The organism is Flavobacterium sp. HBTb2-11-1, from assembly GCF_009826975.1.
GTDB lineage: Bacteria > Bacteroidota > Bacteroidia > Flavobacteriales > Flavobacteriaceae > Flavobacterium.
Window position 1 is genome coordinate 13,337 of the sequence record NZ_WUMO01000015.1, and the last position, 18,884, is coordinate 32,220.

The window sequence follows — 18,884 nt, forward strand, 5'->3', positions numbered from 1 at the left end:
AAATTTACGCGTGGGAAATAAAAATCGAAACTATTTATCTATTACCGCTAGAAGCTGTGATTTTTCCTAATTGTAGTCTGAAATCTGGTCTTTTAGGATTGAAGATATCAATGAATGTTTCTTTGTTGTCACTTTGAGAGTAAACGTTAAAGAATACACTGTTTCCATACCAGCTCTCTAAATCTTCATTGTTAGAATTGTATTCAGTAAAGATGTTTCCTTTACATAAGTTGAAATACATTTCCTCAAATTTGATTTTTTTAAGGTTGGCATCATTGATTTCAGTTTTGCTGTCTAATAATACTGCAGGGTTGAATCCAGAGATTACACTTCTTTTCATTTCAAGAGAAGCATTTTCGGCTACATAAACAGCCTCTTTTACTAAACCTGCTTGAATGTCAGCATTAATGTTTTCACTGTCATTAACCATTGTAATATTGCTCGCAACAACTAAAGTTTGTTTTTTAGTGAAGTCTGTTTCACTTTTCTTCTCAAAAGATCTTACCTCCATACAACGAGACCCGTCTTTAGTGCTTGAGAAGTAAGAAGATCTAACTGCTAAAGAGTTGAAGAAACGACATTGAACTCCTTGAGAGAATTTAAAGTCATCATTAACTGATTTATAAGAAACAAATTTTGTAACATTTAAGTCACCGCCTAAGATTCCAAAAGAATCTCCTCCAGCGTAACTAACCATTACATTTTCAAGTACGGTCTTGTTTCCAACACCAGCAAGAGTTAATGCATTGAAAGTATCAGCCCCTTTTACTTTTTTACCAGCGAACTCGATTCTAACGAATCTTAAAATTCCTGAGTTAGAAGCTACATTGTCTCCACCATAAGTAGTCATTGTAGGATCAAGATCTAAGTTATAAGAACCTACATTTCCAAATTTATTGATTGGTGCATCTCCAAGAATTACGATTCCACCCCAGTCTCCCGCTTTTTTCATGCTACGGTTTGAAGTAAATACAATTGGATCTGTTTCTAAACCATCAGCCACTAGTTGTGCACCTTTTGTGATTACCAATGTTCCTTTTGTTTCGAAATCACCAATAATTACAGTTCCTGGTTCGATAGTTAAAACAGCATTGTTTGTAACATAAACGTTTCCTTGCAGAACGTAGATATTTTTTTTCAGCAATTTAGTATTAACAGAAATGTTTCCTGCCAAAATTTGGTTTGCTTCTCCATAGTCAACTTTATTAGGCTTAAACTCGGTCCAGTTATTTAACCAATTAGTGTAGCCCATAATTCCTTTCTCTTGTTGAGCATTCATACTCGCAACCGTCAAAAGAACGCAGATTAATTGAGTAATTTTTTTCATGATAAGGGGGGTATTACGGTTAATAATAAATTTGGGTATGCGTAAATGTAAAAACTCCTCTCGAATTTTCTGAATATTTCAGAACCCTCGAGAGTGAGTCTTTTTTATTTTGTTTTTTAAAAATGTCCAGCTGGTATTCACTTAGACTTTTTCAAAAAGATTTTAAAAAATGCTTTATTACATTTCGTTCAAATCGTTGAACTCATGTAATGATTTCAATGTACTTTCGTAGAACAAAATTGCCGCGATTAGATTTCCTTTATCAGAGTAAGGCATCATTTTTCTTTGGAATTCTACAGTTGTATCCAAAAATGTTGACGTACCTACAGCCTGAGCATCTAATACTTTTTTGTGTTCGTTATCGTCTGGAATACCAAGATCGGCCATAGTAACTCCAGGTTTTGTAACCAAAGCAATGTAAGGGAGAGTTTTAACTAATACTTTGATACGCTCGATGTATAATTCCAAAAGTTCACCCTTTTGCATACCACTTAATTCTTTTTGATCATGATATTTTCGGATAAGAGCAGTTGTACTAATAATACTTCTCGGTGCGTTTTTAGCTTGTGCTGAAACAGCCGCAGTAGTTAAGATAAAAAAAGCACTAAATAGAATAATTTTCCCTTTCATAGATTCTTATTTTATAATTGGTTGTTGATAAAAACAAAAATATATAAATTAACTTAAATTACAACTGTAATGGTTTTTTTTTTCAAAAAATTTCCTTAAAAAAACCTTAAAAAACAACGTTATGTCGAGAAAATGTGCGTTTTAACGGGCATTTTGTTAAAAATGTTAATTAAAAATACGTAAGATATTAACTATAAAAAATATAAAATTAACTCTATAAATAATCAAAAAATACCTTCGATTAACGGATTTTGAAAAAAAATATTAACAAAAACATCTTGATATTTACTCACTTGAAGATATTTATTAACAAAATTCTGTCGAAAGTGACCGAAAAAAAATCAAAAAATCATTCGAAAACTTCGAATCCAAATTTGAAAATTGGAACGAATAAATAATCTTACTTCTGAAATTTTTGCCTACACATTTTCTTCTATCTTTGCGTCATGCAATTTTCTCAAATTTTAGGTCAAGATTACATCAAAAGCCACTTGATAAAAAGTGCTGCTTCTGGTAGAATCCCTCATGCTCAATTATTCGTTGGCCCAGAAGGAAGCGGCACATTAATAACTGCCATCGCTTATGCCCAATATATTTTATGTGGCAATACCGGTAATGAAAATTCAAACGGAAATGATTCTTGTAATCTAAAGTTTGATAACATCTCTCATCCCGATCTACATTTTATTTACCCAACCGTTACAACCGAAGACGTAAAAACAAAACCAAAAAGTTTAGATTTTATTCAGGATTGGCGAAGCTTTATTCAAGAAATGCCTTACGGCGGTTTGTTCGATTGGTACAAAATTCTCGGTGTTCAAAACAAACAAGGGGAAATTCGTGTAGAAGATGCACAAGAAGTTTTAAAATCGCTTTCGCTAAAATCTTACGAGGGCGGTTATAAGATTATGATTATCTGGATGGCTGATAAAATGAATATCGCAGCCTCCAACAAACTTTTGAAACTTCTCGAAGAACCATCAGACAAAACGATGTTTATTCTGATTTCTGAAAATGAAGAAGATATTATACAAACCATCCGTTCAAGATGCCAGGTGATCCACTTTAGCGGGCTTCCAGAAAAAGTTATTGCCGACGCTTTAGTTAGCCAAGAAAACATAGACGCGGGATTAGCCAAAAAAATTGCGCATCAAGCTCAAGGAAACTTTAATAAAGCATTGCACTTGTTAAAAGAAGATGATGACGATCTTCCGTTTGAACAATGGTTTGTCAACTGGGTTCGTGCTGCTTTTAGAGCAAAAGGAAATGCGGCCGCCATTCAGGATTTAATTTCTTGGAGCGAACAGATTGCTGCGTTGGGACGCGAAAGCCAGAAAAAATTCATTCAATACTGTATTGAAATGTTTCGACAAGCCCTTATGCTAAATTATCAAGCGCCGGACTTGGTTTACATCGAACCGAAAGTGGATAAATTTAAATTGGAGAATTTTGCTCCTTTTGTAAACGGAAATAATATCCACGAAATATTCAAAGAACTTTCAGATGCTATGTATCATATTGAAAGAAATGGAAATGCAAAAATTATCCTTACCGATTTATCGATCAAATTGACTCGTTTAATTCATAAAAAATAATTCATAATGAACAATGTTGCCTCAATTTTACTTTTGGCCTTTCTAGCTTTAACTTTTCTACAATCTGGTTACGAAAAAATTTTTTACTGGAAAGATAATGTTACTTGGCTTAAAGAACACTTTGCCAAAACGCCTTTAAAAAATCAAGTTCCGCTTGCCCTTTTGCATTTATTGATTTTAGAATTGATTTCAGGAATTTTATGTGTTGTAGGGGCAATCCAATTGTTTACAAATAATGGCAGAGAATTTGGTTTTTATGGAGCTATCTTTTCTTGTATTTGTTTACTAATGATGCTTTTCGGACAAAGACTTGCAAAAGATTACGATGGCGCAAGAACCATTGTTATCTATTTTATACCAGCTGTAATGGCTGTTTATTGGTTGAATTAATTCAACTTAAAGTTTAAAAAGAGCCGCAGATTCATAGATAAAAATCTATGTAAATTTATGATCCCGATGAGTTTCGGAAGTGGCATTAAAAAAAATTATTATAAAAAAATGAATCCAAAACATCCTTCAGAATCCCTAACTATTTTAACTGATTTAGTTTTACCGAGCGAAACAAATCCTTTAAACAATCTTTTTGGCGGTGAGTTATTAGCCAGAATGGATCGCGCGGCAAGTATTGCGGCCCGCAGGCATTCGCGCCGAATCGTAGTAACGGCATCTGTAAATCACGTTGCTTTTAACAGAGCCATTTCGCTTGGAAGCGTTGTAACCGTAGAAGCAAAGGTTTCTAGATCATTCAAAAGTTCAATGGAAGTTTTTATTGACGTGTGGGTAGAAGACCGCGAATCTGGAAACAGAACTAAAGCCAACGAAGCAATTTATACTTTCGTTGCCGTAGACGACACCGGAAGACCAGTTGAAGTTCCAGCAATTGTACCTGAAACCGAATTAGAAATTCAGCGATTTGATGCTGCGCTTCGCCGTAAACAATTGAGTTTACTGCTTGCAGGCAAAATAAAACCAACTGAAGCTACAGAATTAAAGGCTTTATTTTTATAGAATGATTTTGTGACAATTTGGAACAATCAAACTTCAAAAAAAGAAGTAATTTTACAAATTATAAAACTGATTAATAAAAATATAGAAGATTTTTCTTATATTTATCCAAAAAGACAAAATAATAATTTAGATAGTAGAAAAAAATGAGTTCAGAGAAAGAAGCCAAATTAAAAGCACTACAATTAACGCTTGATAAACTTGATAAAACCTACGGAAAAGGAACCGTAATGAAAATGGGCGACAGAGCCATTGTAGAAGTAGAAACGATTTCTTCTGGCTCACTAGGTGTAGACTTAGCTCTTGGAGTAAACGGATATCCAAAAGGAAGAATTATAGAAATATATGGTCCAGAATCTTCTGGAAAAACAACTTTGACGCTTCACGCAATTGCAGAAGCTCAAAAAGCAGGCGGTATAGCTGCCTTTATCGATGCGGAACATGCTTTTGATAGAAACTATGCAGAGAAATTAAATGTTGATATCGAGAACTTAATTATTTCTCAGCCAGACAACGGAGAACAAGCTTTAGAAATTGCTGAAAACCTTATTCGTTCTGGAGCTATAGACATCGTTGTAATTGACTCTGTTGCGGCTTTAACTCCAAAAAGCGAGATTGAAGGCGAAATGGGAGATTCAAAAATGGGTCTTCATGCACGTTTGATGTCTCAAGCTTTAAGAAAACTTACTGGAACTATCAGCAAAACAAATTGTACAGTTTTCTTCATCAACCAGCTTCGTGAAAAAATCGGTGTTATGTTCGGAAATCCAGAAACTACAACCGGGGGTAACGCACTTAAATTTTACGCTTCTGTACGTTTAGATATTCGTCGTTCTGCTCAAATTAAAGATGGTGAAAACGTAATTGGGAACAGAACTAAAGTTAAAATTGTTAAAAACAAAGTAGCACCGCCATTTAAAACTGCCGAGTTTGACATTATGTACGGAGAAGGAGTTTCTAAAACTGGTGAAATCTTAGACCTAGCTGTTGAATTTGACATTGTTAAAAAAGCAGGATCTTGGTTTAGCTACGGCGACACAAAACTAGGACAAGGACGTGATGCTGTTAAAACTTTGATTAAGGATAATCCAGAACTTGCTGAAGAACTAGAAGTTAAGATTAAAGAACACATGAAAGAATTGGCCAATGCCTAAAAAATAAGTCTAAAAAAAGACACTTAAAAGCCGAGTGATTACACAAAAATCTCTCGGCTTTTTTATTTTGAAAAAAAAATTAAAATTTTGACGCAACCTTTTTTCTAAACCATCATCTATATAAAAAAGCAGTTTTAATTGGTACTGCCATATATCAATTTCGGTTTTTTTTTAGAATTTACGTTGATTGGTTATTTGAGTAAAAAAATCCGTTAGTTATTTAAACTAGCGGGTTTTTATCCAATTTTCTGTTTTAATTAAAATTCCAACGCAACCTTTTTAAATTTTCTGTATCTATAATAATGTGAAATTAGCTTGAGTTAATAACCAAACTCTTTATTATCAACCATTAATATTTTTAATCATGAAAGAAAAAATAGAATTGTTGTACAATAAAAACCGAAGAAAAACCAAATTGAAATTTAAGAAAGTATTGCGTTTTATTTCAGAAAAGATAATTCACAGATAATAACTTTTGAATAAAAATAGGGGTTTTTAGTTCAAAAAAAATCCGGCAGATTCATTCATCTGCCGGATTTTGTATTTTACATAATGTTTTTATGTCTATTTCTGAAAATCAATCAAACCATTGTAAATCATATTTCTAACTTGGTCTCTTAATTCTTTTCTGTGATCGCTCGTAAAACCTTTTGTCTCTACGAAGGGTAAAATTCTAGCTCTCATCTTACCTGGACTTCCGCTCATAAATGTGTACGAAAATCGTTCTTTATTGTCTGGAAAAACAATCGGTACGATTGGAATCTGATGATCTATTGCCAATCTGAATGCGCCGTCTTTAAACTCATCCAGCAAAATACTTTCGTCATCTGGAACTCCTCCCTCAGGAAAAATACAAATACTCAAACCTTGGTTAAGACGATTCTGAGCTCTTTTAAATACTTCATTTTTACTTTTAGAAGAACTTCTGTCAACCAAAATACAAGTTCGTTTATAGAAAAAACCAAAAAGCGGGATCTTGACCAATTCTTTCTTTCCAACAAAAACAAAAGGATTTCTAATTAAAGCCAGCATCAGCATAATATCAGTCATTGAGGTATGATTAGCCACAATCATATAACTTTTCCCTTTAATGAGCTTCTGTTCGCGTTTTACGGTGTAATAGAAACCCATTCCGAAAAGGATAAATTTAGCCCAAATGCGGGCCATTTTAAAGAAATATGGATATCCTTTCTCAGAAAGGATGGAAATAAGCAGAAAAGGCAACATAATGAGTATTGGAATCGCCATCAAGACATAAAACCAAACTCTCCAAAGAATCCAAAAAGCAATTTTAAATATTTTCATAGCTTCAAATGTAAGAAAGAGAAATGAATTTTGTGAATATTTTAATATTGATAAAAATCAACTCTGCATTTTTTTGTAGCGCAGAGATCGCTGAGTTTTTTCACAGAGTGCGCGGAGTTTTTTTGAGAAAATGCTTTGCTAAAAAGTTCACAGAGCTGTATTTCTAATCCTGTAAACTTAAAGAAAAAACTTTTCTATTCTTTCGCATAAAACGATTAATTTTATGCGAAATTCTGTGTTAAATTTAACTATTATAAAATGACTGAAAACGAAATTTCGACAATTGTTATTGGCTTTGCTATCGAAATACATAGAAAACTTGGGTCTGGCCTACTAGAAAATGTTTATCAAGAATGTTTATTTTACAAACTCAAGCAAAAAGGTCTTACGGTAGAAAAGGAAAAACCAATGCCATTAATCTTCGAAGAAATAAAACTAGAATGTGGTTATCGAATCGATTTGTTGGTTGAAAATAAGTTTATTATTGAAATAAAAGCTGTTGAAGCTTTAACAGTAAATCATTTAGCTCAAACTTTGACATATTTACGATTAGGTAACTATAAACTTGGGTTAATAATAAACTTCAACGAAACACTTTTAAAAAATGGCATCAGAAGAGTTATAAATACTTTATAGAAATCCGCTATCTCTGAGAACTTAAAAACGAAGTGATTTAAAACTCAGAAAACTCTGTGAAAAAACTTTGCGATCTCTGTGCTACAAAGAAATACGTAGTGGCTTTGCGGTTATAAAAAACTTCACGACCTTTGCAATTAAGAAAAAAATGAGAATGGCAAAAATACTTACTGGTGTTCAAAGTACAGGAACACCGCATTTAGGAAATTTATTAGGAGCAATTATTCCGGCAATCGAATTATCAAACGATCCAGCAAATGAATCTTATTTGTTTATTGCCGATTTGCATTCAATCACTCAGATTAAAGACGGAAAAACTTTAAGAGAAAACACCTACAGCACTGCTGCAGCTTGGCTTGCTTGTGGTTTAAATCCTGAAAAAGTTACTTTTTATAGACAATCTGATGTGGTTCAGACTACTGAATTGACTTGGTATTTAAGCTGTTTTTTTCCGTTTCAAAGATTGACTTTAGCTCATTCTTTCAAAGATAAAGCTGATCGTTTGGACGATGTTAACGCCGGACTTTTTACTTACCCGATGTTGATGGCGGCCGATATTTTATTGTATGATGCAGAATTTGTTCCTGTTGGAAAAGATCAGTTGCAGCATTTAGAAATTACTCGTGACGTCGCTTCACGCTTTAATCACCAAATGGGGGAAACTTTTGTACTGCCAGAAGCGAAAATTCAGGAAAACATTATGCTGATTCCTGGAACTAACGGAGGAAAAATGAGTAAATCTGCTAACAATATTATCAATATATTCTTGGATGACAAGACTTTGCGTAAGCAAGTTATGAGCATTGAAACCGATAGTACTCCGCTTGAAGCGCCTAAAAATCCAGATACTTGTAATGCTTTTGCAATCTATTCACTGTTAGCAAATGAAGAGCAAATCGCACAAATGAGAGCCAACTATCTTGGCGGAAATTATGGTTACGGCCATGCTAAACAAGCTTTGTTTGAGTTGATTACTGAGAAATTTAAAATAGAGAGAGAAAAATACAATTACTACATCAACAATCTTGAAGAAGTAGACGCTTTATTGAAAAAGGGCGCTGAAAAAGCTTCAGTAATTGCTGATGGTGTTTTAGCAAAAGTTAGAGAAGTTTTAGGATTTGAAAAATAATTCAAAACAGTATTTTTAAACAAACGCTGATCATTTCAAAATTGGTCAGCGTTTTTCTTTTACATTTCTTTAATTATTTTTTTGTAACTTCAAGTGTATTAATCATTTAAAAATAGAAAAAATGGATAAATATATTGAAGATTATGATGTTCCGTATTTATTTGAAATATTGAATATATTTTTCGGCCTATTGTTGATTTATATTTTATACCGTCTGTACAAACATTTTACGAAAAAAATAATATATAAGATTTTCTGCGTTAAATTGATTCAAAAAGTTTTCCTGGAAGTGGTCTAATAACGCCTTTCAGTTCCATATTTATCAAAATACCAGAAAGTTTGAAAATTGGAATTTCGCATTCGATTGCAATGATGTCTAATAATTCCTTTCCATTCTTTTGAAGAAAATCATAAACGTTTTGTTCTTGCGGTTCTAAATCTATAAAAAGCTGTTTCTGAATATTTTTGGGTTTCTCTTTAATATCCCAGTTCAGCATATAAATTAAATCTGCTGCACTAGTTAATAGATTTGCTTTCTGCGTTTTAATCAAATTATTACAACCCTGACTGTATTTATCTGTCACTCTTCCCGGCACAGCAAAAACATCCCGATTGTACTCGTTAGCCATATTTGCAGTAATTAATGATCCACCTTTATCGGCAGATTCTATCACAATTGTAGCTTCAGTCATACCGGCAACGATGCGATTTCGCCGAACAAATTTCTCTTTATCGGGATTAGAATCGCTCCAGAATTCCGTAATAAATCCGCCATTTTCTTCCATCTTTGCCATATACTTTTTATGCGTACGAGGATAAATCTGATTCAGTCCATGAGCCAAAACTCCAACCGTCTGCAAGTTATGATCCATCGCTGCTTGATGTGCCACAATATCAACTCCATAAGCAAAACCACTAACGATAACAGGATCTAAGGGAGCCAAATCTTCTACGAGTCTTTTACAAAAATCTGTTCCATAAGAAGTAATCTGGCGCGTACCTACAATGCTTATTATTTTCTTTTTCTTAAAATCAAGATTCCCCGCAGTAAAAATTAGAATTGGAGCATCAAAGCAATGTTTAAGCCTTTCTGGATAATTTTCATCCTGAAAAAAAGAAACCTGAATATTATTATTTTTTATAAATGACAGTTCCTCATCAGCTTTTTCGAAAATAGTTTTATCCTTAAGATTCTTTATCAAAACTGATCCAATTCCGTCAACAGCCGCCAATTCAGAATTTTTAGCTTTAAAAATCGCAGAAGCATCGCCAAACGAATTAAGCAATTTCTTGCCCATTATATCTCCCACTCCATCAACCTTTAATAAGGCAAGCAAACTAAATAATTCCTGATCGGTCATTGTTTTTAACATTATGTAAAATAGAAAATATAAATCTACTTTTTTTGAAGGGCAAATATCTATAAAACAAAGTAATTTCTTAATAAAATTTAAAAATAAATTATCTATGCATTTTCTCTAGTGAAGAATAATTACCGTAATTAATTGATAACGAATTGTCTAAAAATATTTCTGAATTGTTAATAAAAATTGTGAATAAAATTTTGATAACTATACGCGTTGGCTAACTTTGTTAATATGAAAATCGAAGTATATATCTCACAGTTATTGTATCGTTATCAGTGTGTAACGGTTCCAGGATTTGGTGCATTTTTAACCGAAACACATTCGGCGCAGCTAAATGAAAGCACTAATTCGTTTTTTCCTCCAAAAAAAACCATTTCTTTCAACAGCCATATTAAAAATAATGACGGATTGTTGGCAAATCATATTGCACAAGCTGAAAAAACCTCATACGGTTTTGCAGTGAGCGCAATTGCATTTGAGGTTTTGAACTGGAAAAAGACATTGGAAGAAGAAGGCGTAATTCTTTTAAAAAACATTGGAGAACTGCGTTTAAATTCTGAAAGCAATATTGTTTTTAAACCAAACGACCAAACCAATTATCTGGCAACTTCTTTTGGATTAAGCCCTTTCGTTTCTCCGATGGTGAAAAAAGAGGCTTTTGAGAAAAAAATCGAAAAGATTGCGGCAAAAGAAAAAGATGCTGTTTTATTATACGAAAACGAAGAAGAAACTAAATCTTCAAACCCGTTCTTGCGTTATGCAGCAATTCTAGTTCTGGGACTTGGAATTACAGGAAGCATTGGTTACCCATTATATCAAAATCAAATCGATAATCAAACACTTGTTGTAGAACAAGCAGTTCAGAAAAAAGTGCAAAACAAAATACAAGAAGCTACTTTCTTCATCAAAAGTCCGCTTCCAGCTGTAACGCTTTCTGTTGATTCTGCTAAAGTCGAAACTGTTGAAACAACAATGCCTTATCACATTATGGCTGGTGCTTTCAGAAGTGAAGCAAATGCTAGAAAAGCTTACAACCAACTAATTAAAGATGGATTCAAAGCAAGAATGCTGAAAGAAAACAAACACGGATTGTTTCCTGTTTTATACGGAAGTTATGCTACAATGAAAGAAGCAGAACAAGCTCAAAAAGAAATACAAAAAGGCGAAAATCCACAAGCTTGGATTCTGGTCGAAAATCTATAAATCAAAAAAAAAATCCCGTTTCAAAAGAACGGGATTTTTTTTTGTATCTCACTTATTCTCTATTGTTTATCGTGAAACAATTTTTGCATCTTGCGATAAAATTTCTTTTTCTGACTGATATACAATCAGCATCGCAGGAGCAGAACCTTTTTCACCCAAAACAATGAAATGACATTCATATCTGAAATTACCTTTTTTAAATTCATAATGATGATTTTCTCCTGTTCCATCAGCATGAAAAATTCCGTTTTCAATTACCAAATCAGGTTTATCAGTCATCTTCTGGTTCAGAGACCATGAAGCATATCGATAGTTTTCATTTCCGAGATCATCAATTCTAATTCTGAATTTTGAAGTTTCAATAACAGCAACTGGTTCTTTAAAATTTGAAAGTGAAGTGTATACATTTTTTTTCTGTGAAGCAATCAGCGAATTTTTCAATTTCAATTCTTCCTCAGATTGATGATTGATACTGATAATTTTTCCATCGGTATCAATCCACAAATCGCCTCTGTTGAGCATGATTCCTCTCCAACCTACTTCTGACCAATCTTTTGCAGGATCCGATTTGGTTATTTTTTCAATCAAAGCTTTATCAAAAATTTGATCATATCTTTTTACAAAATCCTGTTTATCCTTTACCAAAGGAATTTGATATTCCCTTTTAAACGGAAACTTAAAACGTTCTGAAACCGCTTCTTTATCATTATTTTTCACTTCCAAAATAAATTTCGCAATGAACTTTTGATATTCTGGCTTCAAATCTTGAGCGTTCAAAAATGAAGAATTACAAACTAAAAATGCTAAAACTATTTTAAATGCTTTCATATTAAAATGGATTTAATTCGTTAGAAATTAGATTTTTAAAAATCAAAAAACAATGTTTCACGTAGGACGTTCAAAAGATTAATTAATACTTGCTTTGAACATTTTTAATTCATCCCAGGTAAATTCATCTCCATATTTTTCTTTCAAAGGACTCAAAGATTCTTCTTGGTAAAACTGAAATGCCTCACGCAAAGCCAAAATTTTATCATAAGGCAAAACATCAGTGATTTCAATTTTCTTCGCTTGAATAAGTCTAATCAAATGCCCTTCGATTGTTTGAACATTCAATTTACGCATTCTCGCAATATCTTCGACCGAATTTTTCTCCATCCACAAATCATATGTTTCTTCGACTGTCGTTTTTTTAGCCGTTTTAAGCTCACTTTTTTCTGCTTTAGCTGATTTGTATCGAACCACGGGTTCTTCGGTTCTAAAAATGTCTGTATTTGTCGTTTTAAGCTCTTCGCGAATCCTTTCTGCTTTGTTGCTTTTATAATTTTTAATATTTGGCGACGTCAGCTTTTCTTTACTGATTGGTTCACCAGCTACTACAACTTCGATCAATAGTTTAGCTTTCATCAATCGCAAAACAGCTTTGGTCTGCAAATCTTCTAAAAAGTTAAGCTCTTCGTAGAATTCTTTTACTTTTTTAAATTTTTGAATTTCAGCCATTTTATAAATCAGATCATCAACCAATTTGTCCATCGGCTTGAAAAAATAATCGTAAGCCGCCTCTACCCTTTCTTTCACAAAAAACAGATCGACCGTTTCTTTTATGAAAATTTTATTGAGCTGAGAAATGAATTTCTGCGAAGGATCTAAAAGCTGCTCCATAATTTCCATTCGCTTATGTGCCCAAACTGCATGTTTCGTTTTTTCTGAACCTGCCGCATTTTCGTTATAACTGAAACGATGGTTTCTCCATTCTTGCGCCAATTCTCCCCAATTAAAACTGTTTATCAAATAGTTATGAATAAAATTTTTGGTTTCAAAGTGCAGCGAATTCTGTAAATCCTGTTCTGTTGCCCGATTCAAAGCATAATCCATAACATCTTGGTCATTCGAAATACCATTCATCTGCATCGGAGAAAGCAAAATAAGCCCATTTAACGAACGTAAACGCGAAAGTGCTACATAGGCTTGCCCAGGCAGAAAAACTTGCGATACATCGAGCGCTGCTTTGTCAAAAGTTAAACCTTGGCTTTTGTGCACTGTAATCGCCCAAGCCAACTTAATCGGGTAATGTGCAAAAGTCCCTAAAACTTCTTCTTCGATTTCTTTGGTTTGTTCGTTGACTTTGTATCGGATATTTTTCCATTCGTACTTTTCTACTTCGAGCGTCATGTTCTCCTCCGGAAAGTGAACAAAGATTTCTTCATCCGAAAGCGATTTGATCACTCCCATTTTTCCGTTGAAATATCTCTTCTCAAAAGACAGATCATTTTTAACGAACATGATCTGTGCACCAACTTTCAATTTCAATTCTTCTTCGACAGGAAATATCTTTTCTGGAAAATCTCCAACCACAAATGGTGTATAAACATATTCTTTACCATCTAAATCATTGATTGACTGTGAGTTGATAGAATCAGCCTTAGCATTATGCGTTGTCAGTGTGATATATCCTTTATTCTCTTTGAAGTCAAAATCAGGCTTAACATACTGATTTAGAATAGCTATATCTTCTGGAGTGATCTGATTATTTCGAAGATTGTTCAAAACCGAGATAAAAGCATCATCTGTTTGACGATAGATTTTTGATAATTCGATATAAATCGGCGGATACGTTTGGAGAACATGAGAATGGAAGAAAAACTTTCCTCGGTAATAGTTTTTCAGCGTTCGCCATTCTTCATCACGAATAACCGGCGGCAATTGAAGTAGATCTCCAATGAACAAAACCTGAACTCCGCCAAAAGGCTGTGTGTTTCTTCGAACGGTCTGCATCATGAAATCAACGGCGTCCAACAAATCGGCTCGCATCATGCTGACTTCATCAATAACCAGAAGCTCCATGTTTTTGATTACATTTCGCTTAACGTTATTTATTTTGAAATGACGACGAAGCGATTCTTTGTTTTCAAACTTTACTGTTTCTGTAAATTGTGCACTTGCTTCGTACGACGGAATGAATGCAGAAAATGGCAGTTGAAACATCGAGTGAATAGTAACGCCTCCCGCATTCAAAGCTGCAATTCCTGTTGGTGCCACAACCACAGTATTTTTATGCGTTGTTGCAATGATTTCGCGCAAAAGCGTAGTTTTTCCCGTACCTGCTTTTCCCGTTAGGAAAATAGATTTTTGAGTCTGATTGATGAATTGTAAAGTGTAAGCTGCCGCTTCTGAAACGTTCTGCATTGGGCTTGTATTAAAGAAATAAAATTACCGCATTTTTATAAAAAGAAAAAACCTAAATCTTAGTGGATTTAGGTTTTCAGTAATTTAGTTAGTTTGGTAGTTTTTATTTTTTTGCTTCGCCTTCTTTTGTCTCAGCTGCTGGTTTTGCATCTGCTTTTGGCTCTGCTTTGTATTTATCATTTAAAGCTTTGATAATTTCTTTTGTGATATCGTATTTCTCTTCAGCATACAAAATTGTTGCAGCATCTCCTGTTCCATAGATGTAAGAGTAACCGTTTTTCTTTCCGTAATCTTTAATGAATTTTTTAACTCCACTAACAAGAGAATCCATTTCAACACCACTTTCTTGTTGTAACTGTTGAGCTAATGCTTGTTGTGCATAACCTAACTGCTGCTCTCTTTTTTGCAATTCAGCACCTCTTTGCTGTGCCCAAGCTTGACCGTTTGCTTGTGCTTGGCTTTGAAAATTAGCAGCGTCTTGCTTAAAACGTGAAATCTCAGCTTGTAATTGTCTCCCTTTTTCTTCCGCTTGAGCTTTGTACTTTGCCTCTAAATCTTTTGCCTCAGTGTATTCTTTCATCAAAACCGAAGTATCCACGTAAGCTGTTTTTACTTCCTTTACCTCTGCTGTTTTGTTACAAGAAACTGCGAAAACTGAAAGTGCGATAATAACTAATGCTTTTTTCATTTTTAATAATTCTATTTTTTTAAGTATTGAAGACAAAAATATAAAAAAATCAATAGCATCAACATAAAGTTTAAAAAATGCGTAAATTTTATGATATTGTTTTTATTTATAGTAAAAAATATAGCCATAAACCAATGTTATTACAATATTTTAATCTATTTTGTCTAGTTTTTATACAACTGAAAAAGCCATATTGTCTTTTAGAGGCAAAACGGCTTTAAATGTTTATTTGTTTTTCAAAACGTAAATATGTGATGAATATTCTTTTGTACTCTTTGCTTTCCAATTTGATTTTAAGCCAATGAAAAATGCTTTGATGTAATTCATTTTTCCTGTTTTGTATTTTTCAGATAACAGGCTCACATAAAATGAATCGAACTTCATTGGAAGTATCTTTTCTAATTTCATGTCTACTCTTTCGAAAAGCAATTGGATTGATTTTTTCGAAAAATGCCAAAAATGAATTGGCACATCATAAGCAGCCCAAAAAGTTTCATAATGACCCGCATCAAATGATTTATAGTTTGGAACCGCAACAATTAATGTTCCAGTTGGTTTTAATAAACGCTTCAGTTCTTCGATCTGATGTTCTAGATTTGGAACGTGTTCCAAAACATGCCACATCGTAATTACATCCAACGAATTACTTTCTAAAACGCTAATTTCTTCTACAAATGAAATTCCTTTTTCTTTAGCAATATTTTTAGCTCGATCACTTGGTTCAACTCCAATTGTTTCCCAACCGTCATTTTTTGCTGTTAAAAGGAAATCACCTGTTCCAGCTCCAATATCCAAAAGTTTTCCTTTTTTCGGTTGCTGGCTATTAATTAAATTCAATTTATTCTTAAGCGCAATATTTTTTACGAAATGATAGGCTTTTTCAAATAACGAACGTTTGTTATCTGTATGTGAAATATAATCTTCACTTTCGTAATATTTACCCAAATTTTGAAGTTCAGGCTGTGGAGAAGTAATTAGCATATCTAATTCTTCATCGTAATACAAATCAAAAATTTCTTTTGAAACAGAATGGTCTTTTACCGTAAGAAAGTGTTTTTTGTTTAAAACGTCCATTTTAAAATTATAGATATTTGGGTTTAATTTATAGCAAATCCTAAAAACGATAAAATTTCGTTTTTAGGATTTTTATTCTTTATTCTTCTTTTATTTCTATTTGGTCTTTGCAGAAATTTGATAATTCAACTTGATTGCAAAACTCTTGGTTTATCAATTTTTGATAGAATTGAAAAGAGTAAAACTCATTTCAATTCTATCAAAAGGTTTCACGTGGAACAGCATTAATTTTAAATTTATAATGCATTTCGAAAATAAAAACCAAAAAAAAAGTTTCACGTGGAACAAGTCAATTTTCAAAATATTACAATAATCAGAAATCAACAATCTAAAATCTAAAATCATTTACCTTCCCATATAAATCAAAAGCACGGAAATATCACTTGGTGATACTCCGCTAATTCTTGAAGCTTGAGAAATGGTTACAGGACGAATCTTGCTTAATTTTTGTTTTGCTTCAATCGACATTGATTTGATTTTATTATAATCAAAATTGTCTGGAATTTTTACTTCTTCCAAACGATTTAACTTATCCGCGTTATTTCTTTCTTTTTCGATATAACCAGAATATTTTACTTGGATTACGGCTTGCTCGACAATTTCTTCATCCAATTTATTTTCTTCGATATAATCAGAAACTTTTTCAAACTTCAACATATCTTCCAATTCAATTTGCGGACGAGAAAAAATCTTGAACATTTTATCTCCTTGCGAAATCGGCGCAGATTCTTTTGCTTCTAAAATCGGGTTAGTTTCTGCAATTGTAACACTGGTCTCTTTAAAGAATTGAACCATCTTTTCAGACTCGTTTAGTTTCTTTTCCATTCTTCGTAAACGAGCTTCAGAAGCCAAACCAATTTCGTATGACATTGGAGTCAATCTGAAATCGGCATTATCTTGACGCAACAAAGTTCTATACTCTGCTCTTGAGGTAAACATTCGATATGGTTCTTCCGTTCCTTTCGTAATCAAATCGTCAATCAAAACTCCAATGTATGCTTCATCACGTTTTAAAATCAATGGATCTTTTTCATACACTTTTAAATGCGCATTGATCCCTGCCATCAAACCTTGAGAAGCTGCTTCTTCATATCCTGTTGTTCCGTTAATCTGTCCAGCGAAATACAAACCTTCAACCAATTTCGTTTCCAAAGTATGTTTCAATTGAGTTGGAGGAAAGAAATCATATTCGATAGCATAACCAGGTCTAAAGAATTTTACATTCTCGAAACCTGCTACAGAACGAAGCGCTTTGAATTGAATATCTTCAGGAAGAGAAGTTGAAAATCCGTTTACATAAACTTCGCAAGTATTCCATCCTTCTGGTTCAACAAATAATTGGTGACGCTCTTTATCTGCAAAACGATTTATTTTATCTTCAATCGATGGACAATATCTTGGACCCAAACTTTTGATTCTTCCGTTGAACATTGGAGAGCGATCAAAACCTTCTCTCAAAATATCGTGAACATTCAACGAAGTGTACGTCATGTAACAAGAACGCTGATGCGTTAACGGAGAAGTCACATCTGAATAAGAAAACTTATCCGGTTTTGCATCTCCTTTTTCTTCGTTCATTTTAGAATAATCTAAAGAACGTCCATCTACTCGAGGTGGCGTTCCTGTTTTCATTCTTCCAGCTTCAAAACCTGCTTTAATCAAATCTTCTGTAATTCCGGTTGCAGCACTTTCTCCTGCTCTACCACCTCCGAATTGTTTTTCTCCGATATGAATCAAACCATTTAAAAAAGTACCGTTTGTCAAAACCACAGATTTGGAACGAATCTCCACACCAAGCGAAGTTCTAATTCCTTTTATCTTTCCGTCTTCGATAATCAACCCTTTTACCATCTCTTGATAAAAATCAAGATTTGGAGTTGCCTCCAGCATCATTCTCCATTCTTCTGCAAAACGCATTCTGTCACTTTGAACTCTCGGCGACCACATTGCAGGTCCTTTGGATTTATTCAGCATCTTGAACTGAATTGCAGTTCGATCTGAAACAATACCTGAATATCCACCTAGCGCATCAATTTCACGAACGATCTGTCCTTTTGCAATTCCTCCCATCGCAGGATTGCAAGACATCTGTGCTATGTTTTGCAAACTCATTGTAACCAATAAAGTTTTAGATCCCAAATTTGCAGCCGCAGCCGCAGCTTCAGAACCAGCATGGCCTGCACCAACCACAATAACATCGTATTCTTCTAAAAACATTTTGTTTTATTATTCTCCAAAAACCGCTAACGCGGTTTCTAGAATTACTTTTATATTTTCTTGTTCCACGTGGAACGAATATTTTAAATATCCAATATTGAAATTCCAAATTCCAAAACTATAATCTTCAAATCAGAATCTTCAAATATTGAAATCAATTAAACGTTCCACGTGGAACGCTTAAAAAACTATATCCAAACTAGAACTTCCAAACTAGAACTTCCAAACTAGAACTTCCAAACTAGAACTTCCAAACTAGAACTTCCAAACTAGAACTTCCAAACTAGAACTTCCAAACTAGAACTTCCAAACTAGAACTTTCAAATCAGAACTTTCAAATCAGAACTTTCAAATCAGAACTTTCAAAT

16 protein-coding genes are annotated in these 18,884 nt (G+C 33.5%); 7 read left to right on the forward strand and 9 right to left on the reverse strand.

The window, feature by feature from the left end; all coding sequences use genetic code 11:
• Positions 1 to 34 precede the first annotated feature (34 nt).
• Entirely contained in the window at positions 35 to 1,327 is a 1,293-nt protein-coding gene (locus GR162_RS21785) for a hypothetical protein (RefSeq protein WP_160783854.1), read from the reverse strand.
• Between the two features lie 177 nt (positions 1,328 to 1,504).
• Positions 1,505 to 1,957: a hypothetical protein gene (locus GR162_RS21790; protein WP_008465732.1), complete on the reverse strand. Its 453-nt coding sequence runs from the start codon at positions 1,955 to 1,957 to the stop codon at positions 1,505 to 1,507.
• A 446-nt stretch (positions 1,958 to 2,403) separates the two neighbouring features.
• Between GR162_RS21790 and GR162_RS21795 the strand changes: the two genes are divergently transcribed.
• The 4 genes from GR162_RS21795 to recA all read left to right on the forward strand — a co-directional run bounded on the left by GR162_RS21795 (position 2,404) and on the right by recA (position 5,711).
• The gene (locus GR162_RS21795; RefSeq protein ID WP_160783855.1) at positions 2,404 to 3,552 is read left to right on the forward strand and encodes a DNA polymerase III subunit delta'; all 1,149 of its coding nucleotides are present in this window, start codon (positions 2,404 to 2,406) and stop codon (positions 3,550 to 3,552) included.
• 6 nt (positions 3,553 to 3,558) lie between these two features.
• On the forward strand, positions 3,559 to 3,942 hold the full coding sequence (locus tag GR162_RS21800; protein ID WP_008465735.1) for a hypothetical protein: 384 nt from the start codon (positions 3,559 to 3,561) through the stop codon (positions 3,940 to 3,942).
• 108 nt (positions 3,943 to 4,050) lie between these two features.
• Positions 4,051 to 4,560 (forward strand): acyl-CoA thioesterase, encoded by a 510-nt coding sequence (locus GR162_RS21805; RefSeq protein ID WP_160783865.1) that lies wholly within the window; start codon positions 4,051 to 4,053, stop codon positions 4,558 to 4,560.
• A gap of 143 nt (positions 4,561 to 4,703) precedes the next feature.
• The gene (gene recA, locus GR162_RS21810; protein ID WP_008465737.1) at positions 4,704 to 5,711 is read left to right on the forward strand and encodes a recombinase RecA; all 1,008 of its coding nucleotides are present in this window, start codon (positions 4,704 to 4,706) and stop codon (positions 5,709 to 5,711) included.
• Between the two features lie 564 nt (positions 5,712 to 6,275).
• Here recA and GR162_RS21815 read toward each other — a convergent pair.
• Complete coding sequence (locus GR162_RS21815; protein WP_160783856.1) at positions 6,276 to 7,016, reverse strand: 1-acyl-sn-glycerol-3-phosphate acyltransferase; 741 nt, start codon at positions 7,014 to 7,016, stop codon at positions 6,276 to 6,278.
• A 258-nt stretch (positions 7,017 to 7,274) separates the two neighbouring features.
• Here GR162_RS21815 and GR162_RS21820 point away from each other — a divergent pair, with 258 nt between their 5' ends.
• Both GR162_RS21820 and trpS read left to right on the forward strand, forming a co-directional pair.
• A complete protein-coding gene (locus GR162_RS21820; protein WP_160783857.1) occupies positions 7,275 to 7,652 on the forward strand; it encodes a GxxExxY protein in 378 nt (125 codons plus the stop codon).
• A 154-nt stretch (positions 7,653 to 7,806) separates the two neighbouring features.
• On the forward strand, positions 7,807 to 8,781 hold the full coding sequence (trpS, locus tag GR162_RS21825; protein WP_160783858.1) for a tryptophan--tRNA ligase: 975 nt from the start codon (positions 7,807 to 7,809) through the stop codon (positions 8,779 to 8,781).
• A gap of 260 nt (positions 8,782 to 9,041) precedes the next feature.
• Here the strand turns inward: trpS and dprA are convergent, their stop codons facing one another.
• Positions 9,042 to 10,142 carry a DNA-processing protein DprA gene (dprA, locus tag GR162_RS21830; protein ID WP_160783859.1) on the reverse strand — a complete coding sequence of 367 codons (1,101 nt, stop codon included), beginning with the start codon at positions 10,140 to 10,142 and terminating at the stop codon, positions 9,042 to 9,044.
• A gap of 237 nt (positions 10,143 to 10,379) precedes the next feature.
• Here dprA and GR162_RS21835 point away from each other — a divergent pair, with 237 nt between their 5' ends.
• The gene (locus tag GR162_RS21835) at positions 10,380 to 11,351 is read left to right on the forward strand and encodes an SPOR domain-containing protein (RefSeq protein WP_160783860.1); all 972 of its coding nucleotides are present in this window, start codon (positions 10,380 to 10,382) and stop codon (positions 11,349 to 11,351) included.
• Positions 11,352 to 11,417: 66 nt separating this feature from the next.
• On the opposite strand, the gene GR162_RS21840 is transcribed toward GR162_RS21835, so the two are convergent.
• The 5 genes from GR162_RS21840 to mnmG form a co-directional block, all read right to left on the reverse strand.
• A complete protein-coding gene (locus tag GR162_RS21840; protein WP_160783861.1) occupies positions 11,418 to 12,179 on the reverse strand; it encodes a hypothetical protein in 762 nt (253 codons plus the stop codon).
• Between the two features lie 78 nt (positions 12,180 to 12,257).
• Positions 12,258 to 14,537 (reverse strand): helix-turn-helix domain-containing protein, encoded by a 2,280-nt coding sequence (locus GR162_RS21845; RefSeq protein ID WP_160783862.1) that lies wholly within the window; start codon positions 14,535 to 14,537, stop codon positions 12,258 to 12,260.
• Between the two features lie 103 nt (positions 14,538 to 14,640).
• Positions 14,641 to 15,225, reverse strand: a complete 585-nt coding sequence (locus GR162_RS21850) for an OmpH family outer membrane protein (protein WP_066033199.1) — start codon at positions 15,223 to 15,225, stop codon at positions 14,641 to 14,643.
• 225 nt (positions 15,226 to 15,450) lie between these two features.
• Positions 15,451 to 16,299, reverse strand: a complete 849-nt coding sequence (locus GR162_RS21855) for a bifunctional 2-polyprenyl-6-hydroxyphenol methylase/3-demethylubiquinol 3-O-methyltransferase UbiG (RefSeq protein ID WP_160783863.1) — start codon at positions 16,297 to 16,299, stop codon at positions 15,451 to 15,453.
• 345 nt (positions 16,300 to 16,644) lie between these two features.
• A complete protein-coding gene (gene mnmG / locus GR162_RS21860; protein WP_160783864.1) occupies positions 16,645 to 18,516 on the reverse strand; it encodes a tRNA uridine-5-carboxymethylaminomethyl(34) synthesis enzyme MnmG in 1,872 nt (623 codons plus the stop codon).
• Between the last annotated feature and the right edge of the window lie 368 nt (positions 18,517 to 18,884).

Coding starts and splice junctions, on each gene's coding strand:
- GR162_RS21785 (WP_160783854.1), bottom strand. CDS start 1,327: ATGAAAAAAATTACTCAATTAATCTGCGTTCTTTTGACGGTTGCGAGT.
- GR162_RS21790 (WP_008465732.1), bottom strand. CDS start 1,957: ATGAAAGGGAAAATTATTCTATTTAGTGCTTTTTTTATCTTAACTACT.
- GR162_RS21795 (WP_160783855.1), top strand. CDS start 2,404: ATGCAATTTTCTCAAATTTTAGGTCAAGATTACATCAAAAGCCACTTG.
- GR162_RS21800 (WP_008465735.1), top strand. CDS start 3,559: ATGAACAATGTTGCCTCAATTTTACTTTTGGCCTTTCTAGCTTTAACT.
- GR162_RS21805 (WP_160783865.1), top strand. CDS start 4,051: ATGAATCCAAAACATCCTTCAGAATCCCTAACTATTTTAACTGATTTA.
- recA (WP_008465737.1), top strand. CDS start 4,704: ATGAGTTCAGAGAAAGAAGCCAAATTAAAAGCACTACAATTAACGCTT.
- GR162_RS21815 (WP_160783856.1), bottom strand. CDS start 7,016: ATGAAAATATTTAAAATTGCTTTTTGGATTCTTTGGAGAGTTTGGTTT.
- GR162_RS21820 (WP_160783857.1), top strand. CDS start 7,275: ATGACTGAAAACGAAATTTCGACAATTGTTATTGGCTTTGCTATCGAA.
- trpS (WP_160783858.1), top strand. CDS start 7,807: ATGGCAAAAATACTTACTGGTGTTCAAAGTACAGGAACACCGCATTTA.
- dprA (WP_160783859.1), bottom strand. CDS start 10,142: ATGACCGATCAGGAATTATTTAGTTTGCTTGCCTTATTAAAGGTTGAT.
- GR162_RS21835 (WP_160783860.1), top strand. CDS start 10,380: ATGAAAATCGAAGTATATATCTCACAGTTATTGTATCGTTATCAGTGT.
- GR162_RS21840 (WP_160783861.1), bottom strand. CDS start 12,179: ATGAAAGCATTTAAAATAGTTTTAGCATTTTTAGTTTGTAATTCTTCA.
- GR162_RS21845 (WP_160783862.1), bottom strand. CDS start 14,537: ATGCAGAACGTTTCAGAAGCGGCAGCTTACACTTTACAATTCATCAAT.
- GR162_RS21850 (WP_066033199.1), bottom strand. CDS start 15,225: ATGAAAAAAGCATTAGTTATTATCGCACTTTCAGTTTTCGCAGTTTCT.
- GR162_RS21855 (WP_160783863.1), bottom strand. CDS start 16,299: ATGGACGTTTTAAACAAAAAACACTTTCTTACGGTAAAAGACCATTCT.
- mnmG (WP_160783864.1), bottom strand. CDS start 18,516: ATGTTTTTAGAAGAATACGATGTTATTGTGGTTGGTGCAGGCCATGCT.